The organism is Azospirillum sp. OGB3 (assembly GCF_014192915.1).
Lineage (GTDB): Bacteria > Pseudomonadota > Alphaproteobacteria > Azospirillales > Azospirillaceae > Azospirillum.
Map to the genome: position 1 here is coordinate 251,805 of NZ_JACHYN010000004.1, position 18,313 is coordinate 270,117.

The following is an 18,313-nucleotide window of genomic DNA, read 5'->3' on the forward strand; positions in this document are numbered from 1 at the left end:
GTCACCTCTGAAACAGACTGGGGTTATAGGGAAATGCGCACAGGGAATGGCGCTCCTGAAGCGCGTTCAAGAGAGCAATTCCTGGTCGCCACTAACAAGAGGCTAACAAACTTTAGGGGAGATTTGAAGCCTTTTTGTGTCTCGGTTGGATGTGGCACCGGATCAATGTCGTTCAAGCGTGAATTTAAAGGCTTATTATCCTAATTTTTTGGCTTTGTCCCTCTCCCGCCCCGGGAGAGGGTGCCCGCGCAAGCGGGCGGGTGAGGGTTGTCCGAGGATCAAGCGCCGATCGTTGGCGGCACCCTCACCCTTCCCACGCTTCGCGCGGGCCCCTTCCCTCTCCCGGGGCGGGAGAGGGATTTCCAAAAGCGCCCCGCAGCGACCGGCGTGTTGTGGCGGAGGGCCGGTTGCGGCACCATGTTCGGCATGTCTTCCGTTTCCGGTCAGCAAGGGGCCTTGATGAGCAACCCGTTCTTCGAAACCTGGACCACGCCCTTCGGCCTGCCGCCCTTCGACCGCATCCAGGCCGAGCATTTTCCGCCCGCCTTCGACCATGGCATGGCGGAGAACATCGCGGAGATCGCGGCGATCACCGGAAACCCCGACGCCCCGACCTTCGCCAACACCATCGAAGCGATGGAGCGCAGCGGGCGCTTCCTGAACCGGGTCGGCGGCGTGTTCTGGAATTTGAACTCCAGCAACACCACCGACGCGCTGGAGACCATCGCCCGCGACTACGCGCCGAAATTCGCCCAACATTCCATGCGCATCGCGCTGGACCCGGCGCTGTTCGCCCGCGTCGCCGACCTCTACGAGCGGCGCGGCACGCTGGACCTCGCCCCCGACCAGTTGCGCCTGCTGGAGCGCCAGCATCTGGGTTTCGTGCGCAGCGGCGCGCTGCTGCCGCCGGACGCCAAGGCGCGGATGACCGCGATCACCGAGCGGCTGGCGACCCTGCACACGCTGTTCGGCCAGAACGTGCTGCACGACGAGAAGGACTGGCAGCTCGTCCTGGAGGAGAGCGACCTCGCCGGCCTGCCCGACTTCGCGCACAACGCCGCCGCCCAGGCCGCCAAGGAGCGCGGGCAGGAGGGCAAGTACGTCATCACGCTGGCCCGCTCCTCGGTGGAGCCGTTCCTGACCTTCTCGGCCCGCCGCGACCTGCGTCAGGTGGCCTACGAAGCCTGGATCCGCCGCGGCGAGCATGAGGGCGAGCACGACAACCGCCCGCTGATCCGGGAGATCGTCGCGCTGCGCACCGAGCAGGCCAAGCTGATGGGCTACGCCAGCTACGCCGATTTCAAGCTGGACGACAGCATGGCGAAGGACACCTCCGCCGTCGAACGGCTGCTGCTGCAGGTCTGGGGTCCGGCCAAGGAGAAGGCCGCCGCCGAGCGCGCGGAGCTTCAGGACTGCGCCCGGGCGGAGGGCATGAACGAGCCGATCGCCCCCTGGGACTGGCGCTACTACGCGGAGAAAGTGCGGCAGGCCAAGTACGATATCGACGAAGCGGAGGTGAAGCCCTACTTCGTGCTGGAGAACATGGTGCGCGCGGCCTTCGACACCGCGGGGCGCCTGTTCGGGCTGACCTTCACCGAGCGCCCCGACCTGCCGGTCTACCACCCGGACGTCCGCGTCTACGAGGTGACGGAAAAGGACGGGCGGCATGTCGGCATCTTCCTGCACGACAACTTCGCCCGGTCGTCCAAGCGCTCCGGCGCCTGGATGAGCAGCTACCGCGACCAGGAGAATTTCGACGGGGCGGTGTCGCCGATCATCGTCAACAACAACAACTTCTCGAAGGGCGAGCCGACGCTCCTCAGCTTCGACGACGCCGAGACGCTGTTCCACGAATTCGGCCATTTCCTGCACGGCTGCCTCAGCGACGTCCGCTACCCGAGCCAGTCCGGCACCTCGGTGCGCCGTGACTTCGTGGAGCTGCCCTCGCAGATCTACGAGCACTGGCTGGCGGTTCCGGAAACGCTGTCGACCTACGCCCGGCACCACCAGACCGGGGAGCCGATCCCGCAGGACCTGCTGCGCCGCCTGCTCGCCGCCCGCAACTTCAACCAGGGTTTCGGCACGGTGGAGTACACCGCGGCGGCGCTGCTCGATCTGGAGTTCCACACCCGCAGCGACGCCGCCGACACGGATGTCGCCGCCTTCGAGCGGTCGGTGCTGGACAAGATCGGCATGCCGGCGGAAATCGCCGTGCGCCACCGCCCGACCCATTTCCAGCACCTGTTCGCCGGCAGCGGCTACGCCGCAAGCTATTACGCCTATCTGTGGGCCGAGGTGCTCGACGCCGACGGCTTCGAGGCGTTCCTTGAGGCGGGAAACCCCTTCGATCCCGACCTTGCGGCGAAGCTGAAGACGATCTATTCGTCGGGCGACACCCGCGACCCGATGGAGCTCTACACCGCCTTCCGCGGACGCGAGCCGCGCATCGAGGCGCTTCTCAAGCACCGGGGCCTGACCCAATCGCTCGGGGACGCCTGACGCGCCGTCCATCGGCGCCGTACAAACGATCACGAGGACAAGGGACGGGGGATGGGCCGGACGCCCTCCCCCGCCCCGTGAGGATTCTGATGGCTGTTTCTCTTCTCGACCCCGCCCGCTACCGCCGCATGCCCTGGAAGAACGGCGGCGGGACCACCACCGAGATCGCCCTCCAGGAACTGCCCGGCACCGCCGGCCGCTTCCTCTGGCGGGTCAGCATCGCCGACGTGGCGCAGGCTGGCCCCTTCTCCGCTTTTACCGGCTGCGAGCGGCTGATCGCCGTGGTCGAGGGTGCCGGCATGCGGCTGACCGTGGACGGCGTCCCGGCGACCGTGACCAGCCGCGCCGACCCCTTCCGCTTCTCCGGCGACGCCGTGGTGGATTGCGCCCTGCTGGACGGGCCGATCCGCGACTTCAACCTGATCTTCGACCGCGAGCGGGCCGACGCGCGGCTCGACATCCTGCCGGCCGACAAGGCCGCGGACATTCCGGCCGGCGGCGTGGCGTTGGTCCACGCGCTGGCCGGCGAGGTGATCCTGCGCACCGGGGACAGCGTGGCGCGGGTGTCGCCGGGCTGGACCGCCCGTCTGGACGACACCGCCGCCACGCTGGAAACCGGGCCGGGGGCCTGCGCCGTCCTCGCCCGCGTCGCGGCGCGCGGGTAAATCTGTCCGGACGAGGGGTTACGGCGCCTTCCGGCAGGTCATCTCCGGAACGCCGTAGCCCCAGGTCACCCGCGCTTCGCCCTGATGCTCCCAGAAGCTCTCGTTGCGGCCCTGGTAGCGGGCGCCGGACGCCGCCGGCTGTCCGACCATCAACGACACCTCGTCGCCGCGCTCGGCGATCATCGTCGGCGGGTCGGTTTCGAAGAAGGTGGTGGTCAGCTCGTTGGCCGCTTGGCCGTCGCAGGCGAAGCGGACCGGGCCGATCGAGGGCACCAGCCGGTACTTGGCCTGAAGCTCGGCGATGCGCAGGCGGTAGTGCTCCTCGACGCAGGCGCGGCGGTCGCCGGCCTTCCAGCAGTCGTTCCGGCCCTTGATCCAGCCGCGCTGTTCCGCCTTCAGCACCGACGGACGCTCGTTCGCCGCCTTGCCCGTGGCTTCGCCGTAGACCTCAGCCAGCTTGCGGTCGAGCGCCGACAGAGCGGCGTCGGTGCAGACCATCTGCTCGATGCTGCCCGCCTCCACCGTGGCGCAGGAGAAGGAGGGGCCGGCGGTTTCTGCGGCGAGGGCGGTGCTGCCCCATGCCACCGCCATAAAGACGATCAACAGGGCGTCGCGACATGCACGCATGGGGCCTCTCCCGTCCGTTTCTCAGGGCATGGTCAGCATGCCGTGTTCCGGGTCCCGGGAAAAGACATCCCCTCTCCCGCCCCGGGAGAGGGAAGGGGCCCACGCGAAGCGTGGGAAGGGTGAGGGTTCAGCAACGGGCAGGCGCCCTGATCCTCGCGCAACCCTCACCCGGCCCTCCGGGCCACCCTCTCCCGGGGCGGGAGAGGGATTTGGGGGCGACCGCTTCGCCGTGCCCACTGCTCAATCGCGCGGCAGATAGCCGAGCTGGTGCGAGATCGCGTCCGCCGTCTCCACCACCTTGGTCCGCAGATGGTCGAGCGTGGCGGGCTGGTCCATCACGGCGCTGGGGCCGGAGAGGTTGATGGCGGCGATGACCTCCCTTCGGTGGTCGCGAATGGCCGCCGCGATGGCGACGATCCCCGACACGAAGGAGGAGCGGTTCATCGTCCACCCGCGCTTGCGGTCCTCCGCCACCTCCTGGATCAGCGAGGTCAGGGTGACCGCCGTGGTGTCGCTGTAGCGGTCCAGCCGCACGCCGGTGTAGAGCTGCGCGATGGCCTCGTCACTGAGGCCGCTCAGCAGCATCCGCCCCATCGCGGTGGCGTGGGCCGGCAGGCGGTAGCCGACCGCGATGTTGCTCGACAGCGTCATGTGCGAGTGCGCGCGGTAGACGTAGACGATCTCCGTCCCGTCGCGCACCGCCATGTGGGCGGAGATCTGCGTGCTGTCGCGCAGCCCGTCGATGTAGGGGATCGCCACCTCGATCCCGTCCAGCCCCGACAGGTAATGGTAGCCGAGCTGCATCGACCGCGGCGCCAGGCGGTAGGACTTGCCGTCCCCCACCCGCCCGATGTAGCCGAGATGCTCCAGCGTGAAGACCAGCCGGTAGGCCGAGGCCCGCCCGATCCCCAGCGCCTTGGCGATGTCGGTCAGGGACAGGGTCCGGCGCTGCGGCGTGAACAGCTCCAGAATGGCCAGCCCGCGCTGCAGCGCCGGGGCGATGTAGGTGTTCGGATCGGTCTCGCTCATGTGTCCCGGCGCAACCCCTCGATGGCGCGCCGGTAGGCGGCCCGGATGGCATCCTCCCGGACATGGCGGCCCTCGCGCACCACGGTCCGCCCCGCCGCGACCACGTCGCGCACGGCGTGCCCGTCGCTGGCGAAGACATAGGCGTCCAGGAGGCTGTCGTCGGTCCGAGAAAGCAGTTTCGGGTTGTCGGCGTCAAGCACGACGAGGTCGGCGGGCTGGCCCACCTGAATCCCGCCGCCGGCCACCGGCTGGCCCAGCGCCTGCGCGCCGCCGGCCACCGCCGCCCGGTAGAGGCCGCCGCCGATGGATGGGCCGTCTCCGATGCGCAGCACGTTGCGCCGCCGCTGCACCAGCCGCTGGCCGTATTCCAGGACACGCAGCTCCTCCGCCGCGGAGACGCTGATGTGGCTGTCCGAACCGACGCCGAACCGCCCGCCCTGCGCCAGGAAGGGGATGGCCGGGAACAGCCCGTCGCCCAGATTGGCCTCGGTTGTCGGGCAGAGGCCGGCCACCGCGCCGCTCGCCGCCAGCCCGTCCACCTCCGCCGGGGTCAGGTGCGTGGCGTGGACGAGGCACCAGCGCGGCCCGACCGGAGCGTTCTCCAGCAGCCATTCCACCGGGCGCTTGCCGCTCCAGGCGACGCAGTCGTCCACCTCCGCCGTCTGCTCGGCGATGTGGATGTGGATGGGCGCACCGGGGTCGAGCGCGTCGAGTCCGGCCAGCGCGTCGCGCATTTCCTCCGGCGTCACCGCGCGCAGCGAATGCAGGGCGAGGCCCACGCGGCGGCCCGCCCGCTCCGCGCCCAGCGCCTTTTGCCCCATCGCCTTTTGCATGGCGGAGACGATGGACAGCAGCCCGTCCACGTCGTTGATGAAGCGCTTCTGCCCATCGGACGGCGGCTTGCCGCCGAAGCCGCTGTGGGCGTAGAGCACCGGCAGATGGGTCAGCCCGATCCCCGCCGTGTCCGCTGCGGCCAGGATGCGGCGCGACATCTCCGCCCGGTCGGCGTAGGGGCGCCCGTCGGCGTCGTGGTGCAGGTAGTGGAACTCCGCCACCGCCGTGTAGCCCTGCTTCGCCATCTCCATGTAGAGCAGCGCCGCGACCGCCTCCGCCGCCTCGGGCGTCATACGGCGGACGAAGCCGTACATGGCCTCGCGCCACGTCCAGAAGCTGTCCTCCGACGGGCCGGCATGCTCGGTCAGACCGGCCATGGCGCGCTGGAAGGCGTGGCTGTGCAGGTTGGGCATGCCAGGGATCACCGGCCCGGCTGCCTGGGGCAGGCCCTGGGCGGACGCGTCCCGCTCGACCGTCGTCAGCGTGCCCCGCGCGTCGAAGCGCAGCGCCACGTTCGAGGCCCAGCCCTCGGGCAGCAGCGCCCGCCCGCAGAACAGTCCGCTCATGCCGTCCATCGCCGCCTCCGTCACGCCCGGTCCTCCGCCCAATCGGCCGCCCAGTCGGCCATCGCTCCGATGAAGCGCCGCAGATGCGGACGAATCCGCGCGGCGCGCGCCTCGTCGAAGGCGAAGGGCGCCTCCTCCTCCATGTAGGTCACCTGGGCCATCTCGAGCTGCACGGCGTGCCAGCCCTCGGCCGGGCGCCCGAAATGGCGGGTGATGTGGCCGCCCTTGAAGCGCCCGTTGAGGACATGGGTGAAGCCGTCGGCCCCGGCGTCCGCGCCGACCGCGACCAGCCGGTCGCTCAGCGTGGGGTCGGCGCTGCGCCCGTCGTTGGTGCCGATGTTCAGGTCGGGCAGCCGCCCCTCGAACAGCCGCGGCACGACGGAGCGGATGGAGTGGGCGTCGAACAGCACCGCCCGCCCGAACTGGTCGCGCAGCCGGGTCATCTCCGCGGTGATGGCGTCGTGGTAGGGCGCCCAGTAGCGGGTGACCCGCTCCGCCACCTCCGCCGCGTCCGGCTCTGCGTCCGGCCGGTACAGCGGCGCCCCGTCGAACAGGGTGGTCGGGCACAGGCCCGTGGTGGCGCCGCTGTAGAGCGGCGTGTCGTTGCTGGGGCGGTTCAGATCGACGACGTAGCGCGAGAAGCGCGCCTGGATCACCCCGACTCCGAGATCCTCCAGGAAGTCGTAGAGACGCGGCAGGTGCCAGTCCGTGTCGGGCAAGCCCTGCGCCTCCGGCACCAGCCGGCCGATGAATCCGTCCGGCAGCGCCGTGCCGACATGGGGCAGGCTGACCAGCACCGGACGGCGCGCGGCGCGAAACCCGAAGACCTCCATACCTTCTCTCCCCTGCGACATCTGTTTTGTCAGCAAAACTTTCGGCATCCCTGTTGTGGCGCCCATGGCCGCCGCGGCGATCGCGGTACACAACCGCAACACCGGCGTTGCCATAAGGCGTCCGTCATGCTCCAGTATGACAAACGGCGTTGACGCGGCTGTTTTCCCTGGGCAACATATGTTTTATAGGCAAAACACGGCGCTGCCAAGCCGGTCGCTGCGCAAGGGGGCTTTCCCCGGCCTTCGGACCCGGCGACGCCGGCGCAACGAACAGGGAAATTCCAAGCCATGAAGTCCTTCGGTAAGTTTCTCGCCGCCGCCTCCTTCGCCGCCGCCGCGGTCGTCACGGTGGTCGGCGCCGGGTCCGCCCCGGCGCGCGCCCAGGACGCGGTGATCGCCTCGATCAAGCAGAACGGCACCTTCCGCGTCGGCGTGGACGCCACCTTCGCGCCCTTCGAATTCTCGCAGGACGGCAAGAAGACCGGCTTCGACATCGAGCTGGTCGAGGCCATCGCAAAGGAGCTGGGCGCCACCAAGGGCGTCGAGTGGGTGGACATCGACTTCAAGGGCCTGATCCCCGGCCTGATGGCCAACCGCTTCGACATGATCGCCTCGGCCATGTACATCACCGAGGAGCGCCGCAAGGTCGTCGCCTTCTCCGACACCTACTATCCGGGCGGCCTCGTCATCATGGTCAAGGCGAACAACACCGCCGTGAAGGGTCCGGCCGACCTCGAGGGCAAGACTGCCGCCGTGCAGATCGGCACCAAGTCGGTCGTCCATCTGAAGGAGCATTTCCCGAAGACGAAGATCGTCGAGGTCGAGACCAACGCCGAGATGTTCGGTCAGGTCGAGACCGGCCGCACCGACGTGGCGGTGACCGGCAAGCCCGCCGCCAAGCTCTACGCCCAGACGCACCCGACCGTGAAGGTGCTGGACGACCAGCTCACCACCGAGGATTACGGCTTCGCCATGCGCAAGGAGAACACCGAGCTGGTGACCAAGGTGAACGCCGCCATCACCAAGCTGAAGGCCGACGGCACCTACCAGAAGCTCATCGACAAGTGGTTCGAAGCCAAGAAGTGATCGATTCTTTTGTGAACGGAGGACCCCTCCCGTGACGCTCGACTTCGCCCCCGTCTGGGGAGGGTTGCCGGAGCTGCTGAAGGGCACCGTGGTCACCATCGAGGTGACCGCGGCAGCCTTCCTGCTCAGCGCCGTGCTTGGCCTGCTCGTCGGCATCATCCGGCTCAACCCGGCGCGGCGCGTGCTGTACGGCATCGCGTCGGCCTATGTCGCCTTCATCCGCGGCACGCCGCTGCTGGTGCAGCTCTTCCTGCTGTTCTTCGGCCTGCCGCAATTCGGCATCCTGCTGCCGGCGTGGCTGTGCGGCGTGATCGGGCTCGGCATCTACAGCGGCTCCTACGTGTCGGAGGTGGTGCGCGGCGCCATCCAGTCGATCGACCGCGGCCAGATGGAGGCCGCCCGCTCGCTCGGCATGTCCTACCGCGAGGCGATGTGGGAGGTGGTGCTGCCGCAGGCTTTCCGCCGCATGCTGCCGCCGCTGGGCAACGAGACGATCGCGCTGATCAAGAACTCGGCGCTGGTGTCGCTGCTGACCATCGACGACGTGATGCGCGAGGGGCAGCGCATCATCTCCACCAGCTTCCGCGCGCTGGAGGTCTACATCGCGGTGGCGCTGATCTATTTCGTGCTGACCAACGCGGCCACCTGGATTCTGCGCCAGATCGAAAAGCGCATGACCGTGGAAAGAGGGTAAGCCGGTGATCGAGATCCGCAACGTCTACAAGAGCTTCGGCAGCACCGAGGTGCTGAAGGACGTCAGCCTGACCGTTCAGCCGTCGCGCACCACCGTGGTCATCGGCCCGTCCGGTTCGGGCAAGAGCACGCTGCTGCGCTGCTGCAACTGCCTGGAGACCGCCGACCGCGGCGAGATCCGCATCAACCACCGCACCATCATCGCCGACGGCAAGCCGCTCCCCGACAAGGAGCTGAACGCGCTGCGCGCCGAGACCGGCATGGTCTTCCAGTCCTTCAACCTGTTCCCGCACATGACCACGGTGGAGAACGTCATGCGCGCCCCCGTCGTGGTGCGCGGCATGGCCAAGGCCGAGGCGCGGGAGCTGGCCATGGGGCTGCTGCGCAAGGTGGGGCTGGACGACAAGGCCGACATGTATCCGTCCACCCTGTCGGGCGGGCAGAAGCAGCGCGCGGCCATCGCCCGCGCGCTCGCCATGAAGCCCAAGGTGATGCTGTTCGACGAGCCGACCTCCGCCCTCGACCCCGAACTGGTCGGCGAGGTGCTCCAGGTCATGAAGACGCTGGCCGAGGAGGGCATGACCATGATGGTGGTGACCCACGAAATGGGTTTCGCCCGCGAGGTCGCCGACACCGTGGTCGTCATGGCCGACGGGCGCATCGTCGAGTCTGGCTCGCCTGAGCAGATCTTCACCAACCCGACCCAGGAGCGCACCCGCGGCTTCCTGCGCGCGCTGGTGGACGGCCATCTCGCCGGCGCCCGCCCGCAGCCGGCGGCCGACGACCCGCTGGACGCCCTGCCCGGCAACCACTGACGCCCCGCCCATCTTGCCCCACACCCATCGGGCGCCCGCCTCGCCGCTCATGGTGCTGGCCGCGCTGATCCTCGGCGTCTGCGTCATCCAGGTCGCCAATGGCATCCTGCAAATCCTGCTGCCGCTCCGCCTCGCCGAGGCGGCGGCCCCGCCGCTGGTCGTCGGGGCGGTGGCGTCGGCCTATTCGGTCGGCTTCGTGCTGGGCTGCTGGGCGGCCCCCTGGATGATCCGCCGGGTGGGCGGGGTGTGGTCCTTCGCCGCCTTCGGGCTGCTCGCCGCCGCCGCCACGCTGCTGCTGAACCTGCTGCCCGACGCGCAGGCCTGGGTGGGGCTGCGGCTGCTGATGGGAGTATCCTATGTCGGGATGCTCACCGTCGCGGAAAGCGGCTTGGCCGCCCTGTCCCCGCCGGGATCGCGGGGGAGCGTCTTCTCCCTCTACATGATCGCCTGCAAGGTGGCGGTGATCGGCGGCCAGATGCTGCTCGCCAGTCCGGACCTGTCGGCCCTGTGGCTGACTGTGCTGGCGGCGGGCTGCTACGGCCTGTCGCTGGTACCGGTGGCGGCGGTCCGCCCGCCGGCCAACGCCGCGCCGAAGGGACCGGCACCATCGCCCTGGCAGTATGTGCGGCGGGCGCCGGTGGCCTTCGCCGGCTGCCTGATGGTGGGGCTGTGCAACACTGCGGTCACCGGCATCGGTCCGGCCTGGCTGGCCGGGCTGGCCCTGCCCGCCGCTGGGATCGCGCTGATCATGTCGGGCATCCAGGTCGGCAGCGTTGTGCTGCAATGGCCGATCGGCCGCTTCTCCGACCGGCACGACCGGCGTCTGGTGATCTTCGCGGTGTCCGCCGTGGCGACGATCGCCGCTTTCCTGATCGCCGCCTTTGCCAACCCGCCGGGCGGGGCGGCGCCGCAGACCGTCCTGCTCGGCCTGTTCACCCTGTGGGGCAGCGCCGCCCTGTCGCTCTACGCGATCTGCGTGGCCCACGCCAACGACCATGTGACGGTGGAGGAGACGGTGCCTCTGGCGAGCGCGCTGCTGCTCGCCTGGGCGTTGGGCGCGGCCCTCGGACCATTGCTGGCGACGGCCGCCATGGAGTGGTTCGGGCATGACGCGCTGTTCGTCTATGTCGGGGTGGTATCGGGCCTGCTGACCCTGTTCGCCGGGCTGCGGCGCCTCATCAGCGGGCCTTTTCGTTCGGAGCCGTAAGGCTTGGCCGCGGGCGGCCGGGCGGGCTACTGTGTCCCGCCCAGCAGCCCCCTCCACGCGCTCCATGCCCAGCACCACCGACACCCCGACCGACGAGCAGTTCCGGGCGATCCAGGCCATCGACGCCTGGTACGCCGACCCCGCGGCCCCCCAGATGTTCTGGCTGGCCGGCGAGGCCGGGACCGGCAAGACCAAGACCACCGTCTTCGCGCTGGACCATCTCCAGGACCGCCGCAGCCTGGAAAATTTCGTGGTCGGCGCGCCCACCGGCAAGGCAGCACAGGTGCTGCGCCGCAAGGGCATCGACCGGGCGGCGACGCTGCATTCGTTGATCTACGCGCCGCGGCAGGACGACGACACCGGCGAGCTGTTCTTCGCCCGCAAGTCGGAGGGCAAGTTCGCCGAGGCCGACCTGATCGTCTGCGACGAGGGCTCGATGGTCGGGGACGACGTGGCGGGCGACCTGCTGCGCTCCGGCAAGAAGATCCTGATGATCGCCGACGACTATCAGCTCCCCCCGGTGACCGGCCAGGGCACGCTGACCAAGGGCGAGCCGGATTTCCGGCTGGTCGAGCCGCACCGCACGGCGCGGGAGAGCCCGGTGATCCGGCTCGCCCACCTGCTGCGCCGGCAAGAGCTGCCACGCCGCTTCGGCACCGCCGGGAACGCCCATGTCCTGCCGCTGAACCGGGTGACCGAGCCGCTGGCCCTGCGGGTGGACACCCAGACCATCTGCGGCACCCACCGCGTGCGCACCGACTTCACCCGGCGCATCCGCACCCGCCACGGCTTCGACACGGTGATGCCGCAGGCGGGCGAGCGGGTGATCTGCCGCCGCAACGACCGCGAGGAGGGTCTGTTCAACGGCATGATCGGCACGCTGACCCGCCCGGCGGCCGAGGGGCGGGGCCGCCAGGACGGGCTGTGGTCGCTCGGTGTCCATATGGAGGACGAGGTGAAGCCCCGCAGCAAGCTGATGGTCCATCCCTGGATGTTCCAGGCCCACTACAGCGGCGAGACCAAGGCCCCGCGGGTGGAGCGTGACGTGCAGCAGTTCGATTGGGCCTGGATGATCACCTGCCATTCTGCCCAGGGGTCGGAGTTTCCTTCGGTCACCGTGCTCGACGACTCCGCCGCCTTCCGCGAGCACAAGTGGCGCTGGCTCTACACCGCCGTCACCCGCTCGCAGGACGAGCTGTTCCTGCTGCTGCGCAACGCCGATCTGGGCGGGAACTGGCGGATGCCGGAACTCGACGCGTGATGGTGTAAAATAACCCTCTCCCCGGAGGGGAGAGGGGATTCTGGAGGCGCTGGAGCCCTCCGGCTCACGCCGCGGCCACCCGCTCAATCTTGGCGGGAAGGCCCTGGCGCACCGCCGTTCCGGCGATGGGATCGACCCAGACCGAGGCGCCCGGACGGGTCGGGTCGTGCAGGCCCAGGTCGTTGATGTTCACCCCCGCCCCGATCTCCGGCACCACCGGCTGGCTGTGGCCGCCGATGACGTGCGGGCGGGCGCCGAACTCCTTGTGGCCGAAGCCGTGCTCGACGGCGAGCACGCCGGGCATCACGCCGTGCCGGACGATGGCGGTCGCCAGCTCCGACCCGCCCGGCGTGGCGATGCGGATGCGGTCGCCGGTGGCGATGCCCAGCCGCCGCGCGTCCTCCGCGTTGATGCCCACCGGGTTCTCCGGGTGCAGGTGGCGCAGCCGGCCGGCCGCGATGGTGTAGGCGCTGACCAGCACCGATTTCGAGCTGATGAGCTGGAAGGGCCAGTCCTCCGCCCTGTGGACCTGCCGCATCGGCGTGCCGTCGGCGAAGGCCGGCGGCGTCCAGGCGGCGGTGCCGGTCCAGCGCTTGCCGGTGACGCTGCTCTTGGCCGCGCCGACGGCCTCGTTGTAGACCAGCAGCCCGTCCTTGAAGCGGTGGGTGGCCCTGTCGCCCTCGAACCCCTCCGCCTGGTTCTGGTAGCGCCCGCCGCGCGCCAGGATGAAGGCGACCTTGCGCCACTCCTCCTCCTTCAGCACCGACTGGAGCGCCGGCAGGACGCGGGCGACGCCGGACAGGGCGATGTCCTCGTCCGTGGCGTCGGGCACCGGCTGCTTGCCCAGCCACGCGATGTTGGCGCCGCCGCGCAGGTACCAGTCCTCCGGCCGTTCCAGCGGGTGGGTGTTCCCGTCCATGTCGGCGATGGCGTCCGGGCCGAAGCCGGGCAGGCCCAGCCGCTTCGCGAGGGCGATCAGGAAGGTCTCCATCTGGACGTGCCGGCCGTCCGGCAGCGGTTCGGTGCGCGGAGTCACCACCGGCCAGCGCGCCGTCGAGGTCTTGGTTGGCACCCCTGCCCAGGGGGACGCCCAGCCCCAGGTCTCGTAGAGCACGGTGTCCGGGATGATGTAGTCGGCGAAGGCCGTGGATTCGTTGATGAAGGGGTCGATGGCGACGATCAGCGGCAGCGCCTTCGGGTCGCGCAGCTTCGCCTCCACCTGGGCGCGGACGCCGGGGATGCCGTAGACCGGGTTGCTGTTCCACAGGAACAGGGCCTTCAGCGGGTAGGGGTAGCCGTCCACCACGCCGCTGGTCAGATACTCGGTGGTGAGCTGCGGGGCGTTGGGGTACCAGGGCGCCTTGGCCGGATAGGGTTTGCCCGCCTCCTTCTTTGCCTTGAACTCGCTGGATTTCTCATAGGGGACAGGGCGGCTGATGGCCGTGCCGGAGGGCTTCACCTGTCCGGGGAAGCTCGCCAGCTTGTAGCGCGGGCCGTCCTGCTCGTCCGGGAAGCGCCCGCCGCCGAAGATGGTGCCGCCCTTCCAGTTGAGGTTCCCGATCAGCGTGTTCAGCGTGACCACGCCGAAGGCGTTGTAGAAGCCGTTGCCGGCCATCATGCCGCCGTGGGTGTTGGCGGCGGCCTTCTTGCCGTGGCTTGTAAACTCGCGCGCCAGACCGGCGATCACGTCGGCGGGGATGCCGCAGGCGTCGGCGTAGCCGGCGAGGTCGAGCTTCATCGCCTGCTCGCGCAGCAGGGTCAGGCTAGTCTTCGCTGCCACCTCGCCCGCCGGGGTCGCCACCGTCCCGCCGTGGAACAGCATGGCCGGTCCCGTCAGGGCGTCGTGGGCGACCGGCGTGCCGGCGGGGTCGAGCACGACGAAGGCGTCCTTGGCGCCGTAGCGCTCCGTCTCGTCCAGCGTCACCCAGCCGAGGTCGGAGGCGCGCAGCATCCGCCCGTCGCGCGGGTGGCCCGCCTGCTGGATCACAAGATGGGTGGCGTTGCACCAGCCGGCCTCCCCCGCCGCCTCCGCCGCCTTGCCGTTGGGCTGGGACAGGTAGTTGGCGTCGATGCGGCCATTCTCGAACATCCAGCGCATCATGCCCATGACCAGGGCGCCGTCGGTGCCGGGCCGGATGGGAATCCAGTTGGACCGCTCCGCCGCCGCGCGGTTGTCGGCGTTGGTCAGCACGGGATCGACGACGACGTAGTTCAGGACGCCGTCCGTCCGCCCCTTGGCGAGCAGCATGGCCTGCCGCTTGAACGGGTTGCCGGCGTTCGACGGGGCGGTGCCGATGAACAGCACGAACTCGGCGTTCTGCAGGTCCGGCTTGGCGTGCGGCATCTTCTTGGCGTCGCCGAACACCGCCCCCGACCCGGACCGGTAGGCGCCGCCGCAGTAGGAGCCGTGGCCGACGAAGTTGATCGTCCCCAGCGCCTGGTTGAAGAAGCGCCGCACGAAGGGCTCCCGCCCGTCGTTGACCGAGGACAGCAGGGCCACCTGATTGACCTTCGGCCCCAGCTCGGGGGCGGCGGGGTCGATGGGCGTCTTCAGGTCGCGCAGGGCGCGCAGGCCGGGCACCGGGCCTTCGCCGAACAGGTCGCCGCCCTCCGCGATCTCCTCGACCAGCCGGTCGAAGGCGATGGGTTCCCAGCGGCCGGAGCCGCGCGGGCCGACGCGCTTCATCGGGGTGGCGACGCGGAAGGGCGAGGTCAGCATCTCCAGCGCCGCGTTGCCCCGGCCGCAGGCGGTCGAGCGGCCCTTCAGCCCCTTCTCGTCCAGCCGCGACAGCGATTTGAAGCTTTCCTTGATCGGTGTGCCGTAGGGCAGGAAGGGATCGGTGGACAGCGGGCTGTAGGGGTTGCCGGCGACGCGCAGCACCGTGTTCTTCTCCACATCCACCCGGACGCGGACGCCGCACAGCGTGGTGCAGCCGAGGCAGGCGACGTTGGCGACGATCTGGCCCGACGTCGGGGTGAGGTCGCCGGTCGCCGGATCGACGCGGAATTCCGGGGCCGGGGCGTTGCCGGAGATGGCGTGGTCGGGCTTGTCCCCGGCCCACGCGCCCTTCACGAGCTTGCGCCCGGTGTCGGAGAAGCCGCCCGCGAAGGCGGCGAGCGCGCCGCCCGCGGCGCTGGTCTTCAGGAGAAGGCGACGGGAAATCGACATGATGGGTGCTCCGTTCACTCGGCGGCGGCCACGGTTCCGGCGGGCGCCTGGGCGGCGCGGGCCGGAGCGGGCGCCGGGCGGCGCGGGGAAGGCAGGATGGCGGTGAGGGCGATCAACAGGAACAGCCAGAGTCCCGCCGTTCCGACGATCCCCAGCAGCCCCTCAGGACCGGCGGGCAGCGCGTAGTCGTAGAAGCCGGCGCCGGTCTTCGGCACGGTCTGGCCGCCGATGAACACGGTCCAGCGGAACATCCAGGCGCCGTGCAGGGCGATCAGCCCGGTCAGCAGCCCCGTCCCGGCGGGCTTGGCGACGGCGATGGCGAAGGGCAGCGCGGTGGCGGCGACGGCCCAGACGGCGGTGACGCGCCACGCCTCAGACCCGGCGACGCTGCCCAGCGCCTCGGCGTGGGTGGCGTCCAGCCCGAACAGGCCGAGCGCCAGCCACAGCCCGCCGACCAGCATGACGCCGCCCAGGAAGCCGGCGAGCAGCCGGTTCGCCCGCACCTCCACCGCGCGGTCGTTGCCGGCGGCGAAGCGGTTCAGCACCAGCACCAGCCCGGCGGCGCCGGCCAGCGCGGTCATCAGGAACTGCACGGGCAGGAAGAGCGTGTGCCACAGCGGGCGCGCCTTGACCACCGCGACCTCCGCCCCGGTGTAGAGGGCGACGAGGAGCGCGCCGGCCAGGGCGAACAGGCCGGCGGCGCGGATGAGCGCGTCGTTGCGCCCGCCGCCCAGCGACGCCAGCCGGTAGAGCGCGGCGAGGCGGCTGTCCACCCGGCCATGCGCCTGCAACTCCTCGCGGAAGCAGGCCCAGCCGTAGACCAGCAGGCCGGTGATGTAGAGAGGGATGAAGATCGACCCCCACCACATCCACGACGTCGGGCGCAGCACGACGTAGAAGTGCCAGAAGCGGCCCGGCTGATGCAGGTCCGACAGCAGCGCCACCGGGGCGGCCAGCCCGCAGGTCAGCGCCACCAGCAGGGCGGTGCGCCCGAGCGCGCGCCAGTCCTCGCGGGCGAAGGCGTAGCCGGGCAGGCTCAGCAGCAGGCCGCCGACCGACAGGCCGATCAGGAAGAAATACTGGACGGCCCAGGGAAGCCACGCGACCTCGCGGGTCACGTTGATGACCTCGACGATGTGGTTGTCCATCACGCGTGCTCCTTCTCGGCGTGGGCTTGATTGCTGGGCCGCCAGAGCGTTGGCGTGCCGTCGACTTTCCCTTGGAAGCGGGGATCGAGGCCGAGGTAGAAGACGCGCGGCTGGGTCCCCTGCTCCGGCTTCAGCACCTTGGGGTTCTCGTCGCGGACCAGGGTGGCGACGGCGCTGTCCGGATCGTTCAGGTCACCGAAGATGCGGGCGCCGCCGACGCAGGTCTCCACGCAGGCGGGCAGCAGCCCGGCCTCCACGCGGTGGACGCAGAAGGTGCATTTGTCGGCGGTCTGGGTCTCGTGGTTGATGAAGCGCGCGTCGTAGGGGCAGGCCTGGACGCAATAGGCGCAGCCGACGCAGACGGTGTTGTCCACGACCACGATGCCGTCCCGGCGCTGGAAGGTCGCGCCGGTCGGACAGACGGGGATGCAGGGCGGGTCCTCGCAATGGTTGCACAGGCGCGGCAGCATGTAGCTGCCGGCCTTGCCCTGCTCCGTCACCTCGTAGGTGGAGACGATGGTGCGGAAGCTGTTTTCCGGGACATCGTTTTCCATGATGCAGGCGACCGTACAGGCTTGGCAGCCCACGCATTTGCCCACGTCAACCACCATCGCCCAGCGGTGCGCCGGATCGCCGTCCCGGCGGAGCGCCGCACCGCCGGGGGCGGCGGAGGCGGGCATCGCCGTACCCGCCGCCGCACCGATGGTCGCGGCGCCGGCGCCGAGGCAGAAGTTGCGCCTTGATCGGTCCATGGCTGGCCTCTTCGCACCTGATTCCTTCGGCCGCGACGAACCGCGGCCCTACGGTGCGAAGGGTACCGGCGCCCTGCCCCCACTCCCATTGGGGGCATCCCTACACTTCTTAGGGTAAACCCCAGTGACGACATGCCGCAGGGGCCGGGCCACAGTTTCGGATGGCGCTCAGCCCTTGAGCGCGTCGGCGACCGCGCGGGCCACGCCGGCGTGGACGGCGTCCCGCTCCTTGAAGGCGTCGGGCGTCTCGGTCAGGTAGCTGGCGATCAGCAGGGGCGCCCGCCCCTCCGGCCAGACGATGCCGATGTCGTTGGCCGTCCCGCGCACGCCCGTGCCGGTCTTGTCGCCGACGCGCCAGCCCTTCGGCAGCCCGGCGCGCAGCCGCTTGTCGCCGGTCCGGTTGGCGACCATCCAGGCGATGAGCCGCTCGCGCGACGCCGGGGTCAGCGCGTCGCCCAGCATCAGCCGCTCCATGCTGTGGACCATCGCCGCGGGCGTGGTGGTGTCGCGCGGGTCGCCGGGAATGGCGCTGTTCAGGGACGGCTCGTTGCGGTCCAGCCGGGTTTTTTGGTCACCCAGCGTGCGCAGGAAGGCGGTCAGCCCGGCGGGATCGCCCACCGCCGGCAGAAGCAGGTTCGCCGCCACGTTGTCGCTGAGCGTCATCGTCGCCTCGCACAGCTCGGCCACCGTGGGGGGCGGGCCGTCGAGGCGGGTTTCGGTGAAGGGGGCGTGGGGGACCATGTCCGCCTTGGTGACCCGAATGCGCCGGTCCAGCCGCTCCCGCCCTTCGTCCACCTGTTTCAGGACGGCGCCAGCCAAAAGAAATTTGAAGGTGCTGCACATCGGGAACCGCTCGTCCGCGTGGTGCCCGAAGCGCTGTCCGGTGCCGGTGTCGAGCACCGCCACGCCGAGTCGCCCGCCGCTGCGCTTTTCCAGCGCGGCGATCGCGTCCGCCAGCCTCTTGTCCCCGGAATTCCTGGGTTTCTCCGCCTTCACGCCGGTTGCCGCCAGCAGCGTCACGCCGCCCGCCGCGGCCAGGAAAGCCCGCCGTCCGATCATCGTGTCCTCGTCTCATGCCGTGTCGATGGGCGGACGATAAAAAGCTGCCGGCCTCCGAACAAACGATGAT

General features: G+C 70.0%; 15 protein-coding genes. 7 read left to right on the top strand and 8 right to left on the bottom strand.

What is annotated here, in order from left to right; all coding sequences use genetic code 11:
* Positions 1 to 459 precede the first annotated feature (459 nt).
* Together FHW79_RS11365 and FHW79_RS11370 are read left to right on the top strand one after the other, a co-directional pair.
* Positions 460 to 2,499: a M3 family metallopeptidase gene (locus FHW79_RS11365; protein ID WP_183179018.1), complete on the top strand. Its 2,040-nt coding sequence runs from the start codon at positions 460 to 462 to the stop codon at positions 2,497 to 2,499.
* A gap of 89 nt (positions 2,500 to 2,588) precedes the next feature.
* Entirely contained in the window at positions 2,589 to 3,164 is a 576-nt protein-coding gene (locus FHW79_RS11370; protein WP_247884306.1) for a HutD family protein, read from the top strand.
* A gap of 18 nt (positions 3,165 to 3,182) precedes the next feature.
* Here the strand turns inward: FHW79_RS11370 and FHW79_RS11375 are convergent, their stop codons facing one another.
* From FHW79_RS11375 to hutG, 4 genes are all read right to left on the bottom strand, one after another.
* Entirely contained in the window at positions 3,183 to 3,791 is a 609-nt protein-coding gene (locus tag FHW79_RS11375; RefSeq protein WP_211108222.1) for an MliC family protein, read from the bottom strand.
* A 240-nt stretch (positions 3,792 to 4,031) separates the two neighbouring features.
* Entirely contained in the window at positions 4,032 to 4,820 is a 789-nt protein-coding gene (locus FHW79_RS11380) for an IclR family transcriptional regulator (protein ID WP_183179019.1), read from the bottom strand.
* Entirely contained in the window at positions 4,817 to 6,244 is a 1,428-nt protein-coding gene (locus FHW79_RS11385) for a formimidoylglutamate deiminase (RefSeq protein WP_348984114.1), read from the bottom strand. Before FHW79_RS11385 ends, FHW79_RS11380 begins: the two co-directional genes overlap by 4 nt.
* Entirely contained in the window at positions 6,241 to 7,053 is an 813-nt protein-coding gene (gene hutG, locus FHW79_RS11390; protein WP_183179020.1) for an N-formylglutamate deformylase, read from the bottom strand. Before hutG ends, FHW79_RS11385 begins: the two co-directional genes overlap by 4 nt.
* A gap of 288 nt (positions 7,054 to 7,341) precedes the next feature.
* Here hutG and FHW79_RS11395 point away from each other — a divergent pair, with 288 nt between their 5' ends.
* The 5 genes from FHW79_RS11395 (at position 7,342) to FHW79_RS11415 (ending at position 12,115) form a co-directional block, all read left to right on the top strand.
* Positions 7,342 to 8,139: a glutamine ABC transporter substrate-binding protein gene (locus FHW79_RS11395; RefSeq protein ID WP_183179021.1), complete on the top strand. Its 798-nt coding sequence runs from the start codon at positions 7,342 to 7,344 to the stop codon at positions 8,137 to 8,139.
* 31 nt (positions 8,140 to 8,170) lie between these two features.
* Positions 8,171 to 8,833, top strand: a complete 663-nt coding sequence (locus FHW79_RS11400) for an amino acid ABC transporter permease (protein WP_035679436.1) — start codon at positions 8,171 to 8,173, stop codon at positions 8,831 to 8,833.
* Positions 8,834 to 8,837: 4 nt separating this feature from the next.
* A complete protein-coding gene (locus FHW79_RS11405) occupies positions 8,838 to 9,647 on the top strand; it encodes an amino acid ABC transporter ATP-binding protein (RefSeq protein ID WP_183179022.1) in 810 nt (269 codons plus the stop codon).
* A gap of 13 nt (positions 9,648 to 9,660) precedes the next feature.
* Complete coding sequence (locus FHW79_RS11410; RefSeq protein WP_183179023.1) at positions 9,661 to 10,854, top strand: MFS transporter; 1,194 nt, start codon at positions 9,661 to 9,663, stop codon at positions 10,852 to 10,854.
* 64 nt (positions 10,855 to 10,918) lie between these two features.
* The gene (locus FHW79_RS11415) at positions 10,919 to 12,115 is read left to right on the top strand and encodes an AAA family ATPase (protein ID WP_183179024.1); all 1,197 of its coding nucleotides are present in this window, start codon (positions 10,919 to 10,921) and stop codon (positions 12,113 to 12,115) included.
* Between the two features lie 64 nt (positions 12,116 to 12,179).
* On the opposite strand, the gene FHW79_RS11420 is transcribed toward FHW79_RS11415, so the two are convergent.
* The 4 genes from FHW79_RS11420 to bla all read right to left on the bottom strand — a co-directional run bounded on the left by FHW79_RS11420 (position 12,180) and on the right by bla (position 18,243).
* Positions 12,180 to 15,284: a molybdopterin dinucleotide binding domain-containing protein gene (locus tag FHW79_RS11420; protein WP_183179025.1), complete on the bottom strand. Its 3,105-nt coding sequence runs from the start codon at positions 15,282 to 15,284 to the stop codon at positions 12,180 to 12,182.
* A gap of 14 nt (positions 15,285 to 15,298) precedes the next feature.
* Positions 15,299 to 16,432: an NrfD/PsrC family molybdoenzyme membrane anchor subunit gene (nrfD, locus tag FHW79_RS11425; RefSeq protein ID WP_183179026.1), complete on the bottom strand. Its 1,134-nt coding sequence runs from the start codon at positions 16,430 to 16,432 to the stop codon at positions 15,299 to 15,301.
* On the bottom strand, positions 16,432 to 17,184 hold the full coding sequence (gene dsrO / locus FHW79_RS11430) for a sulfate reduction electron transfer complex DsrMKJOP subunit DsrO (RefSeq protein WP_183179027.1): 753 nt from the start codon (positions 17,182 to 17,184) through the stop codon (positions 16,432 to 16,434). The genes nrfD and dsrO overlap by 1 nt, the downstream gene beginning before the upstream one ends.
* Before the next feature lie 168 nt (positions 17,185 to 17,352).
* A complete protein-coding gene (gene bla / locus FHW79_RS11435; RefSeq protein WP_183179028.1) occupies positions 17,353 to 18,243 on the bottom strand; it encodes a class A beta-lactamase in 891 nt (296 codons plus the stop codon).
* Between the last annotated feature and the right edge of the window lie 70 nt (positions 18,244 to 18,313).

Excerpts from the sequence above, each read along its gene's own strand:
- FHW79_RS11365 (WP_183179018.1), top strand. The coding sequence starts at position 460 with ATGAGCAACCCGTTCTTCGAAACCTGGACCACGCCCTTCGGCCTGCCG.
- FHW79_RS11370 (WP_247884306.1), top strand. The coding sequence starts at position 2,589 with ATGGCTGTTTCTCTTCTCGACCCCGCCCGCTACCGCCGCATGCCCTGG.
- FHW79_RS11375 (WP_211108222.1), bottom strand. The coding sequence starts at position 3,791 with ATGCGTGCATGTCGCGACGCCCTGTTGATCGTCTTTATGGCGGTGGCA.
- FHW79_RS11380 (WP_183179019.1), bottom strand. The coding sequence starts at position 4,820 with ATGAGCGAGACCGATCCGAACACCTACATCGCCCCGGCGCTGCAGCGC.
- hutG (WP_183179020.1), bottom strand. The coding sequence starts at position 7,053 with ATGGAGGTCTTCGGGTTTCGCGCCGCGCGCCGTCCGGTGCTGGTCAGC.
- FHW79_RS11395 (WP_183179021.1), top strand. The coding sequence starts at position 7,342 with ATGAAGTCCTTCGGTAAGTTTCTCGCCGCCGCCTCCTTCGCCGCCGCC.
- FHW79_RS11415 (WP_183179024.1), top strand. The coding sequence starts at position 10,919 with ATGCCCAGCACCACCGACACCCCGACCGACGAGCAGTTCCGGGCGATC.
- FHW79_RS11420 (WP_183179025.1), bottom strand. The coding sequence starts at position 15,284 with ATGTCGATTTCCCGTCGCCTTCTCCTGAAGACCAGCGCCGCGGGCGGC.
- nrfD (WP_183179026.1), bottom strand. The coding sequence starts at position 16,432 with ATGGACAACCACATCGTCGAGGTCATCAACGTGACCCGCGAGGTCGCG.
- dsrO (WP_183179027.1), bottom strand. The coding sequence starts at position 17,184 with ATGGACCGATCAAGGCGCAACTTCTGCCTCGGCGCCGGCGCCGCGACC.
- bla (WP_183179028.1), bottom strand. The coding sequence starts at position 18,243 with ATGATCGGACGGCGGGCTTTCCTGGCCGCGGCGGGCGGCGTGACGCTG.